Consider the following 17,411-nt stretch of genomic DNA (forward strand, 5'->3'; position numbering starts at 1 on the left):
GCGTGTTTTAGCTTGAGCTAATCTATGGACACACTATAGGGCTTAGTAGTGACTTATTGATAGATAAAAAATTTAATCAGTTACGTCAAAATATTCGACCTAGTTTTTAACTAATTGATTTATATTCTATTTATCTGCATATCTAAACTCAGGATCAAGTTGGCTAATACCTAACCCTCCGGCTTTCTTCACTTTAATTTGTACCGGAATACGTTCTTTCATGGCTTCTACATGACTAATTACGCCAATAATTTTGCCGGATGCATTAAGGCTATCAAGCGCATCTAATGCAATATCTAAGGTATCAGGATCTAATGTGCCAAAGCCTTCATCTAAAAAGAGTGATTCGATTTGAGTTTTGTTACTGACCAAATCCGAAAGTGCTAAGGCGAGTGATAAACTGACTAAGAAACTTTCGCCACCAGAGAGAGTACGTGTATCTCGTAGAGCATCTGCTTGCCATGTGTCTGCAATTTGTAGTTCAAGGCTTGCAGGTGTTTTGCGTTGCAAGAAGTAACGCCCATGAAGCTTTTCTAAACGACGGTTAGCCAAATAAATGAGATGATCAAGCGTTAAGCCTTGGGCAAAACGGCTAAATTTATCTCCTGATGCAGATCCCACTAATTCGTTTAAATAACTCCAGTCATCAAATTGAGCTTGCTGTTTAGCAATATGAGTCAGTAGGCTTTGTTGCTCTTTACGTTTTTCCTCGTCAGCTCGTAGTTGCTCTTGAATACGAAACTTCGTTTCTTGTAATTGAATAAGTTGTGTTTCTAACAGTAATAACTGAGCGGTAATTTGTTCAAAATTTTGTTGTGTTATCAAGATTGGTTGTTGTGATAAGTGTTGTTGATAGGCATTTTCTTGTGCATCTAAACGCGTTTTTTCTTGCAACAGTTTATCAAGGCGTTGTTTTTGTTGCTCTTGTAAACGGTGTCTTTCCTCGGCGGATAACAGAGAGGTTAGAAATGCATTTTCGTCAGCAAACGGGCTATTTTTTAACGCATATTGATATTGTTCAATAATGTCTTGTGAACACGTTTGTAACCGTTGTAACGATTTTTCATTTTCCTGATATTGACCAATAAGCTGATTTAAACGGATTTCGAGTCGGTTTTTTTCTTCACTATATTGCTCAATTTGTTTTTGTAACGATAGACTCCGTTTATCCAACTCATTACGTGCATCTTCGGTGGTTTGTGTCCCGAATAAAGCTTGGCGCTGTGCTTTTAGCTGCGCTTGTTGCTGGTGTAATTGTTGTAAATGGACTAAAACAGCATCAAGTTCTTTTTGAATTTCAGATAAATAGCGTTTTCTCTCTTCCTGCGTTGATAGCAATTCGCGGATGGTTTGTTGTAATTCGTGATGTGTTTTTAAGATTGATTGATATTGTTGGCTCTCTTCTTTACGTGAAGTAAGCCATTGAATTTTATCTTCAAATTCCTTTAATTCATAACCTTGCTGTTTAACAAGGGATTGAAGATCCTGCGCTAACTGAGTTTGTTGCTGAAGATATTGCGCTGTTTGTTGTTGTTTATTGGAAACTTCTTTCTGTTGCTGAGCAAATTCATTTTGTTGATGAAGAACAGTTTGCTGTTGTTGATTAAATTGCTCTTTGTTATCAGATAATAGTTTGTATTCTTGCTGAATTTTGGTTTCTAATGCTTGGTAATTTACTCGTTTTTGCGTCAGTAAATTATCCTCTTGCTTAAGTTCTGAATCTAATTGAGTTAGAACGGTTTCTTCGCAGCCGACATCCGGTAATGCATAAGTTTGCGCTACATCACGCCATTGTTGTGTTAATGACGTAATATCTTGTGTGAGTTGCTTAAGTTCGTGACATAACTTTTCGTTTTGAGCTTGATAGTTAGCACACTGTGTTTTTTGTTCTACTAACTCTATTGTTAATGCATGAACTTGTTGCGTTAAAATATCTAACCGTGTTTTTGTTTCATCTGGTTTAATTTCTTTATATTTTTCAACATAAGGATGTTCAGTTGAACCACAAACAGGACATGGGGTGTCTTTAACTAAGCGTTGTCTCTCTTCTTCATATTCCGCTAATTTTCGTATTAAAAGATAATTATCATTTAAATCTTTATGATGTTGCTGTTTTTCTTTTAAAACGATGCTATTTTTACTGATATTTTCAGTGAGCATAGCTATTTTTTGCAGGTTTTCTGAATAACTTTTTTGCTGCTGATGTTCAGCTTTTATAGCACGCTCTAATTGAGCTTGTAATCCCATCAGTTTAGCAAGGGCATTTCTTTGTTGTGATATTTGCTGTAAACGAGGAGGGATATCTGTAATTGCATCAGCCTTATTTTGTTGCTCAAGTTGTGTTTGCAACGCCTTTAATTGCTGTTGCTGTAAATTAAGGCTGTGCTGTTGTTGCTCTAGTGCTTTAGTTGCTTTTTCTAAGGCGAGTTTGAGAGTGTGTTCTTTTTCTTGCTCTGTTTTTTCACTCTTTTTGCTAATAAGATATTTTTCTGTGACTTCATCATATTGCTCAAAATAGCGTTGCCATAAAGGTAGATTTTCAGCAAGTTGAGCATAAGCCGTATGTTGGCTTAAATAATTATTTAATTCACTGGCTTGTTTTTGTGATGTTGTTAATTGGTGTGCTGTTGATTGAATTTTTTCCAGATATTCTGATTGTGTTTTTTCGAGTGCACTTTTTTGTTGTGTTTTTGCTGAAATATCTTGTTCTAGCAAGGCTAATTGATTATCTAATGGTGCCACTTTTTCACGAATAAGTTGTAATATTTGCTGTTTCTTCTCATCGTGTTGTTTAAATGTGTTACGTGCTTCGATTAAATGCTGATTAATTGGTTGGCTTTGTTGTTCAATAAGCTGTTTTTCTGCTTTTAGTGCTGAGAGTTGTGACGCAATATAGGCTTGTTCTTTTAATAGGCGATTTTTTTCATCATAAATTGGACGAATTTTTTCTGCAGGTTCGCTATTTTCAAGACGTTGAATATCGGGTTTGGCAGCAACTAATGCTTCTTGTGCTAAGTTAACCTCGGTTTGCGCTAGCGCTTTATTTTTATTGAGTTCAATTTCTTTTTCTTGCCACTGTTTTGCTACTTGATATTCCTGCTGTTCTTTTTGTAAGAGGCTCTCTTTGGCAAAAAGATTAGTCTGTTCAGTTAATAAAGCTTGGCGAGCATTTTCATCTAATAACGCCATCATTTCAGCTTTCTGTTTTAGTGTTTTTAATGCTTGTTCTTCTTCACGCCAATGTTTAAATATAGATTGGGATATATGGCGATAAATATCTGTACCAGTGAGTTCTTCGAGTAACTCTGCGCGAGATTTATCATCTGCATTTAAAAAAGCCGCAAATTGCCCTTGAGAAAGCAACATTGATTTAGTGAAACGATCAAAATCAAGCCCCGTAATACTGATGATCATCTCTTTTACTTGGCTTATTTTGCTTGCCAATATTTTGTCTTCATCTCCTGCTATATTTATTTTAACAAGTTCGGCTTGTGGTGCTTGAAGATTGCCATCTTCTTTATAATTAGCACGGCGTTGTTCCCAAAATGCACGATAAGCCACACCTTTGACTTCAAATTCAACTTCTGCCAAACATTCTGCAGTATGGCGTGTCATTAACTCATTTTGTGATTGTGTCACTTTATCTAATCGTGGGGTTCTATGATAAAGCGCTAAACTAATGGCATCTAACAGGGTAGTTTTTCCCGCACCAGTAGGGCCTGTAATCGCAAATAATCCGTTGCTAACAAAAGGCTCTTGGTTAAAGTTAATTTTCCATTCACCTTTTAAGGAATTAATATTTTTAAAGCGCAGACTTAAGATTTTCATTTTGCTTCGTTATCCTCTCGTTCTGCCATTTCAACTGCTTGTTTAAACAATGTGGTTAATCGCGTTTTAGTTTCTTCTGAATCAAACTCATGTTGTTCTAAACGTCTTTCAAAAACATCATAAACGGTTAATTCTGTCAGTGTTTCTTTTTCATTTTGAGTGAGCACTTGGCGTTGTTTTCTCGATCTTCTTAATAAAACCACATCAAAAAGTGGGTCGTTAGTGAGCTCTTGAATTCGAGCTTGTATATCACTGAGATAATCTTGAGTTGAGACTTCGATATCCAACCAAATAGTGGTGTCTAATTCATCGTATTGTTTTTTTAGATCCTCAAGTTGTATCGCTATCTCTTTTAATGAACCACTTATAGTGCGTAGTAATTGAAACTCAGGAATAGGTAATAGTGTGAGGTTAGTTAATTTATCTTGTTCAAAATCGATAAGACAGACACTTTTTTGTTGCCCACTTTCATCAAAACTTAAAGGAATTGGAGAGCCACTGTAACGAATATGCCCTGATTTATTCACCACTTGAGGGCGATGAATATGGCCAAGAGCGATATAGTCAAATTCAGGGAATAGGGTTGCAGAAAAAGCTTCTAAAGTACCAATATAAATTTCTCGTACGGAATCGCTCACGCTTGCACCAATGGTTGTCAGGTGACCTGTCGCAATAATAGGGATTTTGGCGTTCAATTGTTCACGTAAATCGAGAGCTGCTTGATATTGAACTTGATAATAATCAGCAATCGCTTCTTTTAGCGCGTTTTGTTTTTCAGCACCGGATTGCCCACTTCGGCTCGTTATCATATCTCTAGGGCGTAGATAAGGGATCGCACAAAGTAATGCGCCTGGCATGTTATCTTTTTGACGAAGAATGATCGGGGCTTGTGGTGTTTCAGCATGAACATTGGCAATAACTGTCGTATTTAAACATGCCAATAGTGATTTTGATTCATTGAGTGTCGCGACAGAGTCGTGATTACCCCCTAGAATAACAAGCTGACATTGTGTATCTCGAATAGCAACAACAAAACGATTATACAGCTCTCTGGCATAACTTGGTGGGGAGCCTGTATCAAATATGTCACCAGCAACAATTAGAGCATCAACTTGATGAACTTTGATTTGTACTAATAACCAATCGAGAAATTGTTGATGTTCTTGTGCGCGGGTTTTAGTAAAAAAATATTGTCCTAAATGCCAGTCTGATGTGTGAATAATCCGCATTGCTATCCCTCTTTTTTATTTGATGAAGAGTATAGCGCACCTTGCTTTTTTAGTGAAAACTCAACAATAAGCCTTCTTTTCGAGTGATATTTCACCAAAAAATGGTTTATTTACCTTAACAACGGGGATCTATTTCAGTAATGTTAAGGTTAGTCATAAATCTGTCATAAAAGTGCATCATAATCATTTTGACCCTCTATACTCGTCATCCTTCAAGTTGCAGGGGTGTTGGCTACGCTCAGCTACCCGAATCATATACATGAGTATGCTCATCGGGATATCTTTGCTTGCCACCTACCTGCAACTCGAATGATTTAGAGTATATATATACATTACACAGGATAGAGTATGGCAAGGCGTATTCTTGTTGTTGAAGATGAAACCGCAATTCGAGAGATGATCTGTTTTGTTTTGGAACAAAATGGTTTTCAACCGATTGAAGCAGAAGACTATGATTCTGCATTGAGCTTTCTTATTGATCCTTACCCTGATCTGGTTTTATTAGATTGGATGATCCCCGGAGGATCTGGTTTGCAGATAATAAAACAGATGAAACGGGAAAGTAACACCCGCGATATTCCAATTATTATGCTAACGGCAAAAGGGGAAGAAGAAGATAAAGTCCAAGGCTTAGAAACGGGCGCTGATGATTATGTTATCAAACCCTTTTCACCTAAAGAGCTTGTCGCCCGTGTGAAGGCAATTTTACGGCGTTTATCCCCGATGTCTGCGGAAGATGTCATAGAATTCAATGGATTATCACTTGATCCAGTTTCTCATCGAGTAACGAGTCAAGACAAACCGATTGATATGGGGCCCACCGAATTTAAACTCCTGCACTTTTTTATGACACATCCCGAACGTGTATACAGTAGAGAACAACTGCTAAACTACGTTTGGGGAACGAATGTTTATGTCGAAGACCGTACTGTTGATGTGCATATTCGTCGTTTACGTAAGGCCATTGAAGAAGATGGTCATGACAGAATGATACAGACAGTACGTGGAACGGGATATCGTTTTTCAGCCCGTTTCTAAGTCAATATGGGAGTAATCGTCTGGTGTTAGAACGACTATCATGGAAAGCCCTCGTTTGGGGGCTATGTCTATTTTGTTTGCCTGCCTTTATATTATCGCTTTTTATCGGGCATCTTTCTTGGTTGCTGGTGGCATCACTTCTTAGCGCTTTGGTTTGGCATGCTTATAATTTGATGAAATTATCTAAATGGTTATGGCTCGATCGCTCAGTCTTACCCCCAGAAGGCAGAGGCGGGTGGGAGCCTATTTTTTATGGTATTCGACAGACCCAACAACGTAATCGTAAACGACGCAGAGAATTAGGCGACTTAATTAAACGTTTTAGAAGTGGGGCTGAAAGCTTACCTGATGCTGTTGTGATGATGACAAATGAAGGGAATATTTTTTGGTGTAATAGTCTTGCTCAACATTTATTAGGTTTTCGCTGGCCTGAAGATAATGGGCAAAATATTTTTAACTTATTACGTTATCCTGATTTTTTGCACTACTTTACTGCTGGTGATTTTAGTCGTCCCTTAACCATTTCATTAAATAGTGGTTCTATTGTTGAGTTCCGTGTGATGCCATATAGCGAAGATCAACGTTTGATGGTGGCTCGTGATGTGACAGAAAAAAATAAACTAGAAAACTCACGACGTGATTTTTTTGCGAATGTCAGTCATGAGTTAAGAACACCACTAACCGTTATTCAAGGCTATCTTGAAATGATGGAAGAAAATAGTGTAGCAAAACCCGCAGAGCATAAGGCGATAGTCACAATGCAAGAGCAAGCTAAACGTATGGATACGCTTGTTCAGCAACTTTTACAGCTTTCTCGTATCGAATCTGCTCCGCATATTGATTTAAACAAGATTGTTGATATTCCTGCCATTTTGGCGTTATTACAACAAGAAGCGAACTCATTAAGCCAAGGTCAGCATCAGATTGTTTTTGATGTTGATGATCAGTGGGCTGTTCGTGGTAATGAAGAGCAACTGCGTAGTGCGGTTTCTAACTTAGTGTATAACGCCATTAATCACACTGAAGAAGGAACAACAATCAAAGTTAATTGGAAGAAAATCCCCCAAGGTATGTTATTTAGCGTTTCAGATAATGGGGCGGGGATCAGTGCTGAGCACTTAACGCGTTTGACAGAACGTTTTTATCGCGTTGATAAAGCTCGCTCTCGTCATTCTGGTGGTACTGGGTTAGGTTTGGCCATTGTGAAAAAATCGTTGCTCCATCATCACTCTCAATTGAATATTGAAAGTAAAGTGGGTGTTGGGAGTACATTCTCTTTTATCCTTCCTCAAACATTGCTTAGCGCAAAAGAAACACACTAGCAGTACGTCTTTTTTAAAACCTTTATCATTTGTATTCAATCAGTGATAAAGGTTTTTTGTTCCTTTTTTAATATCAATAAAAACTAATATCGTAGCGTTAAATTTTAATATTATTAATTAATATTAACTTTAAATGATGTCAGTACTTAATATTATTGGTGATAAAATGCACAAATCATATCATGCATATTCGATAATATATGACAGTTATAACTAGCGCTGAAAAATAGTTTAGATGATTATTCTGGTTTTTGGATTGGCTATTGCCTTTTTTCATTATAAAAGTTTTACTTGTGACCAGTTATCGGCAATTTTTTCTATTTAGTACTTAATTGCTCTACATGAAATGATTATACATGGATATTATCCTGAATAATGATGGTATGAGCCTAAATAGATATTGTTGATTTTATGTTGCGCCATCTTGGCGCTATTTAACAATCATTGTAACTACATATTAACAAAACTTATGGCACATAGATTAACTTCCAGAGATATTCTGGCATTAGGGTTTATGACCTTTGCCCTTTTTGTCGGTGCTGGTAACATTATTTTTCCTCCTATGGTGGGGTTACAATCCGGTGAGTTTGTTTGGACAGCTGCAATCGGCTTTCTTATTACTGGTGTTGGTTTACCTGTATTAACCATCGTTGCATTAGCTAAAGTTGGTGGCGGCATTGAAGCATTAAGTACACCTATTGGTAAATCAATGGGGCTATTATTAGCAATTGTTGCTTATCTTGCTGTTGGACCTCTTTTCGCAACACCACGTACTGCGACTGTCTCTTTTAAAGTGGGTATTGCTCCTTTAGTGGGTGATACTGAAATGTCATTGCTGATTTATAGTATTGTCTATTTTTTAATTGTTATCGGTATTTCGCTTTATCCGGGGAAATTACTAGATAGCGTCGGTCATATTTTGGCACCGATTAAAATTTTGGCATTGGCGGTATTAGGTGTTGCAGCGATATTTTGGCCTGCGGGTGGTGCTATTCCTGCTACTGAAGCTTATCGAGATATGGCATTAACTCAAGGCTTTATTAACGGTTACCTCACCATGGATACATTGGGGGCTATGGTTTTTGGTATCGTGATTGTTAATGCGGCTCGCTCTCGAGGTATTGATAATTCATCACTGTTGACGCGTTACACTATGTGGGCGGGAATTATTGCGGGTGTATTGTTAACTGCGATCTATTTGAGTCTATTTAAATTAGGCTCTAGCAGTGGCAGCATTATTCCGGGTGCCCAAGATGGCGCTGATATTTTACATGCCTATGTTCAGTACACTTTCGGTAACTTTGGTAGCTTCTTCTTAGCTGTCTTGATCTTCTTAGCCTGTATGGTGACAGCGGTTGGTTTAACGTGCGCATGCGCAGAGTTCTTTAGTCGCTATTTGCCTATCTCTTATCGTACATTGGTGTTGATTTTAGCAATATTCTCAGCTGTTGTTTCAAATTTAGGATTGAGCAAACTGATCGCGTTTTCTATCCCTGTGCTGATTATGATTTATCCACCTTGTATTGTGATTATTTTAATGAGTTTCACATTACGTCTGTGGAATAATTCAAGTCGTATTATCGCACCAGCAATGGCAGTTAGCTTATTTTTCGGTATTTTTGATGCAATAAAAGCGTCTGATTATCTGAAACATCTATTACCAGAATGGGCAGCTAAATTGCCATTAAGTGAGCAGGGGTTAGCGTGGCTTATCCCTGTATTGGTGACAATTGTTGTCTGTGGTATTTACGATAAAGTGGCAGGCTCACAGAGTAAAAAAGTGATCCATATTGAAGCCATCAAAAAGCAATAAAGTACGTTGATTTGAACAGTAAAAAGGGAAACGAAAGTTTCCCTTTTTGTTGAAATTAAAGTAAGTGCTGGTTCTCTTTTAAACGGTCAGCCAGTGTTTTTTCTATATCTGTTTGTACTAATTTTGATACATCATATTTTTTGGCAAGTGATGAGAATCGAGCAATAACATCAACGGTATGATGAATATATGCTTGTGCTTGTTGCCAACTTTCAAAACCTGCTATTTCAGCAAGTTGCTTTATTGTATTTAATGGTGGCTTTTTACCATACCCGCCAAATGAAGTGATATGCTCATTTCTTGGATTGGGATTATAGGTCACATCATAAAAAGGTGCTGGCTCCCAGTGCCCATCATCATATTGTAGAAATGACCAGTTTTTACTGTGATCATCTTGATTAGAAGCGAATAGATTAAAAATAGCTCGTCTAAACTGGAGTTGTCCGGCTGAAACTGATTTGCATAGTACGCGGTTTACTTTGATTAAATCTTCGTAATCCAAAGAAGGTAACCTAAAATCAGCATCTAATAATCCACATGCACTGTGCATGATTAAACGTCCTGATTTACCTGAACTATTTGTGACATGATCAAAACGTTTTAGCGCTAACCAAGATTTACCATCACTGTTTTTAGGAACATCAATAAGTTGCCATTGTGGGGGATTGAGCTCTAGCTCTTTTGCTAGGATGAGATAAATTGCTTCACATAGTCCTTCATCGTGGCCAAGAGGTAAGTTCTTAGACGTAAATTTGATCAACCATGATTCATCACCTTCTTCTTCATACGTTTTACACTTATTAAAATCCCCTTGCTTAAAATAAAGCAACGCTTTAGGTCTAGCGCCACCAGAGCTACCAACAATAGCAAGTTTAGATAAAACAATTTCCGTTTGACCATCAAATACAGCTTGTGCTTCTAAACCTAAATTAATCAAATCAACTTCAAACTGTTCATCTATTTGATAGTCAGAGACAGGTAAATAAGATAATCCTCCCATACCTTTATTACCAACAAAGGCTAACCTATCCATCGTTGTAATTTCATGCGGTTGTATACCATGTTGGCGGAATATTCTATCTTGCAATAATCGCCCCCATCCATCAGGTAAACTATCCGAGAAAAGCCCTTGCAAATTGCCATGAGGTTTTTTAGGTGCTATTTGTAAATCAGTATTATTCTGTAGATTAAAAGGTGAACTATTACCAAATTGTGTTAAGTAATGCGCATCATATTGAAAAAATACACCACTATGGTTTTGTACCAATGTTCCCATTAAAACCGAGTCACCTGTAGATAACGTCCGTGTCACATTTAGCTTTTGAATTGGCTTAAAACTCATCTTGTAATACCTCTTCAATCGTCCTTGGCATACGTGGTTTATTCACTTTCTTAGGATCAACAACCGCATAAAGATTATTTAAATCATCAAGGCATTGCCAAAGTAACAGTAACTGGCGTAGTGAAATTTTACCTTGTAACTCAAACTTTTTGATAGTTGAAGCAGGAACTGTACTACGCTCGGCAAGTTGTTCACGTGACCATTTTTCCTTTTCACGCAACTTTCGTAAATGAGAGGCAAAGGCTCGACTAACATCGAGATCAGTAAGTAATGAGAGTTTCATTTGTTAGCCTCAAATAGATACTATAATGTCTAATTATAGCAAAAAATAGCTATTTTGGACATTATAGTATCTATTTGATTTAAGAGTAGAGCAAGCAGTTTAGCTTAGGTTGCTCATTAATTTTTATTTGTAGAATACTGTTTTTCTGCCATAGGTTGTTGGTTTTCATCTAACGTATAGCGAACATCGGCTTCAATACCATCTTCACCTTCATAGAAGATTTTAAAGCGAGTACGATTGCCGTCGTGATATGCAATTACGGCACTACCGCCTTTTCCTAAGCAGAACTGATGGAGATTACCTGTTGATATGCAAATACTGTCGTCGCCAGATACTGTGATTTTACAGTTATCGCCAGTACTAATTGCCACAGCATTTTTTCCAGTCACATTGATTTGTGCTAAATCACCTGTATTAGTGATTTTTGCTCTATCTTGAGAGGCAGTAATAAAATTGCGTATGCCACTGTTTGCAATATGAACACCATTACCTGAGGCATAAATTTTGACATCATTGCCACTATTGGAAATGCGGGAGCGTCCGCCTAAACTCCCAATACGACACTGATTTCCTGAATTAGCTATTTTTCCTGCAAAACCAGTCATCATTAATTGGTTGCTATAACCTGTGTTGGCAATGCTATTTTCATCACCAGAAAAAGCCACAATATTATTATTCCCACACAAAGCAAGATCAGTACTTAATTGCTGACTTTTTAAGATCAATTGATGCCATTCGGTAGAAAATTGAATATTTTCAGATGTTGGTAAAGTATTGTGATATGGCAAGCGTTGTAATGTCACGCCTTGCTGTTGTTCATCACCGAGCAGGAACAAGATGTTTTCCATCACTTCTTGTTCCTGTTTGGCAAAGGATGTTTCACTAAAATGACGTAAATAAATATATTGAATAAGGCTTTCTATCCACTGTGTACGGCGCTGTTTTATTAACTCACTATGGATAGCACTGTAAGTGCCTCCATCAGGAAAATAACGCAAAAACCAACGATAAAGCGAAGTTGAAACATGCAGTTGTCGTAAGTCTTTTTTTGTTAATCTAATATTTTCCTTTGAAGGGACTGACATATAAGCTCCTTAATCCATGTATTCATTAGTGTCTATGGTAACCATCAACCATACTGCGAAATGTTTGGAATGGCGTTTTTCCTGTTGTACACAGATAAAGGTGACCAATGATAAAAAAGACACTACATACCGCTAATATTTGGTGTGTAATTAATAACCAAGCTTTAAATGTTACGGCATCAGCAGGAATAAACGCTGGGTTTTGCAGTAAAACACCGGTTATTAAAAGTAGTGGAACTAATGCATACATCACACCTAAATAAGCCATTTGTTGCAGTGGGTTAAATTTAACATTGGGTGTCGCTGGGAAGGGGTGATCTTCGCCTTTGATAATGCCGTAGAGATAAAAACGAATTTGCATTAAAGCGCGTTGTAACCAATTTTTACCATCAATACGGTAAAATTTACCATTACCACCAACAAGATTGATCAATACAAAAGATAACCAGCATACTAAGAGCAGATAACCACAAATTTCATGCACACTGACTAATAACGCCGTATCGTGGGCTGAAAGTAAGGCAAAATGGTTAATCCCACCACTTAGAAGCAATAGAATAAATAAAGAAGCATTACTCCAGTGCCACAAACGAACCGCTTTAGAGTAAAGATAGAGCTTCTCTTCTTTATGCGATCCACCATGTGGTGTGGCAAAGCGATAACGTAAGAAGCCATGCAGTGCAAGAACAAGCAACATCCCAACTAAAAGCACGCCTGCAACGATTAACCAAAGTGGTGAATAGTCAGGTGTGTAAATTAAGACATATTCTTTTAGTGAGGCTTGGAATTGCTCAGCATTTGGCATGATATTAACAGCACTCATACTTTACCCTCCTCTTGAATATGAGGCCCTACACGGCGATAGAGATGCGGTTTCCCCACACCATCAAGTTGATAAATATAGTAATCGTGTGTTTTAAGCCATTCTTGAATTTGAGGACTGTCTTCTCTGCCAAATAACAAGGCATTTTGTGGACAAGCACTCACACAAATAGGTGGAAACCCTTTTTGTAATCGAGACTCAAGACAAAAATCACATTTATCAGCAACGTGTGTCACAGGGTTAAGATAACGGACTTGGTATGGGCATGCCGATATACAATAGCTACAACCAATACATTTCTCTTTATCTACACGCACAATGCCATTGGTTTCATCACGCCAAGATGCACCTGTAGGGCATACAGGAATACAAGGAGCGTCTTCACATTGTTGGCAAGAGTGTCTAAAGAAATGGTATTTATCATTATCTTCTTTGAGGCTTAATGGAATATGAGCAATATCCATTCGTGCCATACCATTGGGTACTTTATTTAATCGACGACATGCAGTGGCACAGATATTACAGCCATTACAGAGCGTCTCATCGTGGATCATGGCATAGCGGATTGGTTTTTTTTCTGTCGTTGCTGCAAGCGCACTTCCTAGTGGCGCACTGAAAAAAATGACCGATCCCATACCTGCTACAAATTTACGGCGAGAAACACGCATTATTTTTGCTCCTCAGTCTGATGATGTTGTAATACCCACATCGAATTTCGTTGATAAAGTAGAACATTAAGGATTTTCATGTTGTTCTACCTCAATCCATTCAGTTAAGCCTCGTGCTTTGCCGTAACTCATTAACGTATTGCTAAAGAGATAAGGGGCATCGTTGGATGCTAAAACTTGCTGAATATCCTGAAAATCAGGGTGAGTTTTCATCAGTGTCAGTGCATCTTCGATCTCTGAAGCCGTGTACTGAAAGGGTTCAGACATCAACATGCTTTGTTTCAATGGTCGAGGATAGGTTTCGCATTCAAAACGAACCACACCTGCAATTGCTGTACAAATATCCGCATGGCGGTTTAATAATTGCAGTTGTGCGAAGTTATCTGACATAAATTCATCAGAGTAGAAATAATCCTCGCCATTGAGACTTAAATGGGCGATATCAATAAACTCGTCACTCTTTAACGCGGTTTCTAATTGCGCAATATCCTCTTCAGTCAGAGAATAGGGCGCATCATACAGCGTTGAAATTGCTAATAGTTCACCCTCTTTTGAACATTGACGTATTGCATTCGCTAGATGTTGTTCGGCAGATAATTCTGCTACCTCTGCAACAGGTTCTTCTACGACATCTGTTGAGGTGTTAGCACTACGTCCAACACCTGTTTCTGATAATGGCAGTAACCAACGTCGACGTGAGATATCAGGTTGTTCAGAAGCAATATCTGCATCATCAGCGATATCTTGTGGTATAGAAGCCGATACATTTTGTTCTATCATCATGATCTCCTTCTTTTACCGATTAACTTGGTAATAAACCACGAGACGCTAAATCGTCTGCAATATCTTGTAATCCAAGGCGAACTAACGTTTCTTTTGTTGGGCAACCTAACTGCGGATCCCAGCCCATTTCTTCATAGAACATGGTGAGAGAAAGCTGCATGTCTTCTCTGTCCATTTTGTCTGTACCTTCGGTAAAGACAGGAATATCGGGATCTTTATCGAATACCCATGAACAGATCTGGTCGTGCTCATTACGCATATCCATGGTATTCATTAATTTAACGGTATAAGCGCGGTGTAGCGTAAAGATACGCTCTGAGGCTAAATCCAGATCTTTAGAGGTTGTTGGTTCACCCGTGATAGCGGTAAAGAATTTAGCCTCCATTTCTAAGTCGCCACGATAATTACGGCTCTTATGAGGTGAAACCGTCATTGGCCAAACCCAGTTACATAAGGTGACTGCATCGTGTAAGCAGCTACGCAAAATTGTCCATTTGGTGTAAGCAATTTTGGCTTTATTGATTGGTGTATAGTTTTTGGTTTCATCAAAAGCATCACCAGAACCAAATAGCTCACCTGCAATCTCTTTTTGTAGTTTCAGAGGCAAACCGCTACCGATATAGTTGATATGGGTATGTGTCATCGCATCACGATTAAACATACAGTTAACGATAGAACCAACTTGAGCAGAGGCTTCATTGGCGTGGTGAATAGGGAAACCCATTGGTGACCAAAGTTTATTTTTCTTGTTCGCCCAATACTCTTCACCTAAGTTCCAGCGTTGCGCAATGAGGTAAGAGCCATCAGCGAGGTGACTAAATTCACCTTTACGGTGCGCTAAGCGATAATAGAAATCTTTGATAAATTCAGGATCACCTTCTTCAAGCTTATCCCAAGGAATATCATTATATTCCTCTTCAGAAAGAACGCGTTTAAAGACACCATGGGTATAACAATAAGTGAAGTCACGATGAAGTTGGCCGTAGTTACACCATAAACCCATATCATCAAAAATATTCAGGCCAACAAGGTTACCAACGACGTTACCATCTCCTTTTTTCTCTACATCTTTAGGGCCATTAGGGAAGATAGTTGTATGAACGAAGTTAGCAACACAAGTGTTTCCGCCTGTTTGCGGCACACCAAATTTTTTCGCTTGTGGCACGTTAAGTTGCGCCATACAGCGAATAGGGCAAGAGTGGCATCCTCCCATTTTTACGGTGTATTCTTCTGCTTCTGGTCCTAAGTCAAAAGTCGATTTCATGGTTCTGAAACCAACAGTATTGATGTCACCAGGAGGGATTTCACCCGTTTCAATTGGGCCACCTTCAGCAGCGCCCCAATACAGTCCTTTACGTGCATTCCAGCGAGAGCCAGGATGTGAATATTCAGCCCATGATTGTGGGGTACTTGGTACAACGTGGTTGTTATTAGAGCCAATGAGTTGCGTCATCATATAGTCGTTAAGTTCTTTTAACGCTTTACGGTCTGCAACATTCACGCCTCGACTACCTTCAACAACAATGGCTTTTAATTTTTTAGCGCCTAATACAGCCCCAATCCCCGCACCACCACTGTGGTTACGGCTATTAATGATGCCAGATAAAGGTACGAGATTTTCACCCGCCGGACCTATGGCTGCGACACAAGCCTCAGGACTTGTTTGAGCACATAATTCTTCTGTCGTTTGGCGAACGCCTTTACCCCATAAGAAAGAGGCGTCTTGAATAGAGACTTGGTCATCGTCAATATGGATCCAAGCAGGCTTATCTGATTTACCTTCAATAATCAGAGCGTCATAGCCAGCAAATTTCATCCATGCGGCAAAAAAGCCTCCCATATGGGCATCAACGACAAGATTGCCACGAGTAAAGGTGGAAAGAGAGGTGATATTGACGCGTGAGCTACAAGGTGCCCCTGATCCTGTTAGAGGGCCTACTGCGAAGACAATTTTGTTTTCTTCATCAAAAGGTTTAACCCCAGGGCCCACTTCGTCGTACATAATTTTGTAGCCAAAGCCCATACCACCAATTAAGGATTTAAATTTACTTGAGCTTTCACGAGTGATGGCACCGGTAGTTAAATTGATTCTTAGAATATTTCCAGTCCAGCCGTTAATCATAATATTGCTTCCTAATCTAAATGTGGTTCAGTGATGTGATTGCCTGGATTTATTAAACAGTAATTTCTTTCCATTCAATGATTTGCAACGCACCTGTTGGGCACGCTGATGCACACTCACCACATAAATTACATTTGCCGGATTTTTTAGTTTGTGGGTTGACGGTTGCCATCATCCACGGACAAGCTGTTGTACAGGCGGCACAACCAATACAACGACGTGTATCAACGACAATACAGCCGAACTCTTCTTGATAACGGATAGCTTTTACTGGGCAGACCTTCATACATTCGGGATCTTTACATTGGCGGCAAGTGTCTGTTGTAAAGTTTAAATCGCCATAAAGCCCACCACCGGAGCCAATACCTTTATCACCAAAATAAAAATGACGATGGATTTTTGTACGAGAGAAAAATGAGCCTACACTGCCATCATTCCATGTTGTACATGCGGTTTCACAACGGTGACAACCCGTACAACGTGCTCTATTAGTCACTAAAACACCTTTAGGTGTAGTGGTTAGCTGAATAATGCCGCTGTCTATTTCTTCTTGCTTACAACCTAAAAGAGAAAGCAATGCGGGTGCGATTGTGATCCCTGCCAGCCCTTTACCGGATATTCGCAGAAACTCTAGTCTTGATAGCCCAATATCTAAGATTGGACGATGATGTGTATCAGACATTAATATTTATCTCCGCTTAACTAATTTAATAAGAAATAAGTTGTGATGATAAATTATTTATTTATCCGCTTGCTTTATCGTTATATAAAAAAGATAATAACGATGTAGTTAAGGGATATATTATTTATTTCAACTATTTTTATGATAAAAATACATTGTGATGAAATGTTAAATATTTGTATTTACAATGTGTTATCTCCATTTTTTACGTATTTTTCATTATCCTCTTTGATAGTGTGGTTATTAGAAAATTAATACTGTGATAGCTATCATAGAAATAAAAATAGCGAGTGTTATTAAATTTAATTTAATTAAATGATTATTGTTTTTATCTGTAATTACGAAAGAGAATAACTACCATTTATATATATTCTATTATTGAAATTAAATTAA

The 17,411-nt window shown here is 38.3% G+C and carries 13 protein-coding genes; 3 read left to right on the forward strand and 10 right to left on the reverse strand.

Annotation, left to right across the window (positions count from 1 at the left end):
- Positions 1–126: 126 nt before the first annotated feature.
- Both H1225_RS01055 and sbcD read right to left on the reverse strand, forming a co-directional pair.
- On the reverse strand, positions 127–3,828 hold the full coding sequence (locus H1225_RS01055; RefSeq protein ID WP_161725088.1) for an AAA family ATPase: 3,702 nt from the start codon (positions 3,826–3,828) through the stop codon (positions 127–129).
- Positions 3,825–5,057, reverse strand: a complete 1,233-nt coding sequence (gene sbcD / locus H1225_RS01060; RefSeq protein ID WP_161671085.1) for an exonuclease subunit SbcD — start codon at positions 5,055–5,057, stop codon at positions 3,825–3,827. Before sbcD ends, H1225_RS01055 begins: the two co-directional genes overlap by 4 nt.
- Before the next feature lie 348 nt (positions 5,058–5,405).
- Here sbcD and phoB point away from each other — a divergent pair, with 348 nt between their 5' ends.
- The 3 genes from phoB to brnQ all read left to right on the forward strand — a co-directional run bounded on the left by phoB (position 5,406) and on the right by brnQ (position 9,230).
- On the forward strand, positions 5,406–6,095 hold the full coding sequence (gene phoB, locus H1225_RS01065; protein ID WP_006535154.1) for a phosphate regulon transcriptional regulator PhoB: 690 nt from the start codon (positions 5,406–5,408) through the stop codon (positions 6,093–6,095).
- A 23-nt stretch (positions 6,096–6,118) separates the two neighbouring features.
- Complete coding sequence (gene phoR, locus H1225_RS01070; RefSeq protein ID WP_109847889.1) at positions 6,119–7,417, forward strand: phosphate regulon sensor histidine kinase PhoR; 1,299 nt, start codon at positions 6,119–6,121, stop codon at positions 7,415–7,417.
- A gap of 469 nt (positions 7,418–7,886) precedes the next feature.
- Positions 7,887–9,230, forward strand: coding sequence for a branched-chain amino acid transport system II carrier protein (brnQ, locus tag H1225_RS01075; protein WP_072063698.1), 1,344 nt, complete (start codon positions 7,887–7,889; stop codon positions 9,228–9,230).
- A gap of 55 nt (positions 9,231–9,285) precedes the next feature.
- On the opposite strand, the gene H1225_RS01080 is transcribed toward brnQ, so the two are convergent.
- The 8 genes from H1225_RS01080 to H1225_RS01115 all read right to left on the reverse strand — a co-directional run bounded on the left by H1225_RS01080 (position 9,286) and on the right by H1225_RS01115 (position 17,018).
- Positions 9,286–10,572 (reverse strand): type II toxin-antitoxin system HipA family toxin, encoded by a 1,287-nt coding sequence (locus H1225_RS01080; RefSeq protein ID WP_109399309.1) that lies wholly within the window; start codon positions 10,570–10,572, stop codon positions 9,286–9,288.
- A complete protein-coding gene (locus H1225_RS01085) occupies positions 10,562–10,855 on the reverse strand; it encodes a helix-turn-helix domain-containing protein (protein WP_006535148.1) in 294 nt (97 codons plus the stop codon). The genes H1225_RS01080 and H1225_RS01085 overlap by 11 nt, the downstream gene beginning before the upstream one ends.
- A 116-nt stretch (positions 10,856–10,971) precedes the next feature.
- Positions 10,972–11,940 carry a protein YdhT gene (gene ydhT, locus H1225_RS01090; RefSeq protein WP_161725090.1) on the reverse strand — a complete coding sequence of 323 codons (969 nt, stop codon included), beginning with the start codon at positions 11,938–11,940 and terminating at the stop codon, positions 10,972–10,974.
- A gap of 25 nt (positions 11,941–11,965) precedes the next feature.
- Positions 11,966–12,763, reverse strand: a complete 798-nt coding sequence (gene phsC / locus H1225_RS01095; RefSeq protein WP_161729827.1) for a thiosulfate reductase cytochrome B subunit — start codon at positions 12,761–12,763, stop codon at positions 11,966–11,968.
- Positions 12,760–13,431 (reverse strand): 4Fe-4S dicluster domain-containing protein, encoded by a 672-nt coding sequence (locus tag H1225_RS01100; protein ID WP_072063691.1) that lies wholly within the window; start codon positions 13,429–13,431, stop codon positions 12,760–12,762. Before H1225_RS01100 ends, phsC begins: the two co-directional genes overlap by 4 nt.
- Positions 13,432–13,497: 66 nt before the next feature.
- Positions 13,498–14,211, reverse strand: coding sequence for a YdhW family putative oxidoreductase system protein (locus H1225_RS01105; RefSeq protein WP_229096500.1), 714 nt, complete (start codon positions 14,209–14,211; stop codon positions 13,498–13,500).
- 22 nt (positions 14,212–14,233) lie between these two features.
- Positions 14,234–16,336, reverse strand: coding sequence for an aldehyde ferredoxin oxidoreductase (locus tag H1225_RS01110; RefSeq protein WP_006535142.1), 2,103 nt, complete (start codon positions 16,334–16,336; stop codon positions 14,234–14,236).
- Between the two features lie 52 nt (positions 16,337–16,388).
- Positions 16,389–17,018: a ferredoxin-like protein gene (locus H1225_RS01115; protein WP_006535141.1), complete on the reverse strand. Its 630-nt coding sequence runs from the start codon at positions 17,016–17,018 to the stop codon at positions 16,389–16,391.
- Between the last annotated feature and the right edge of the window lie 393 nt (positions 17,019–17,411).

Origin of the sequence: Proteus penneri (genome assembly GCF_022369495.1) — a bacterium.
Classification (GTDB): domain Bacteria; phylum Pseudomonadota; class Gammaproteobacteria; order Enterobacterales; family Enterobacteriaceae; genus Proteus; species Proteus penneri.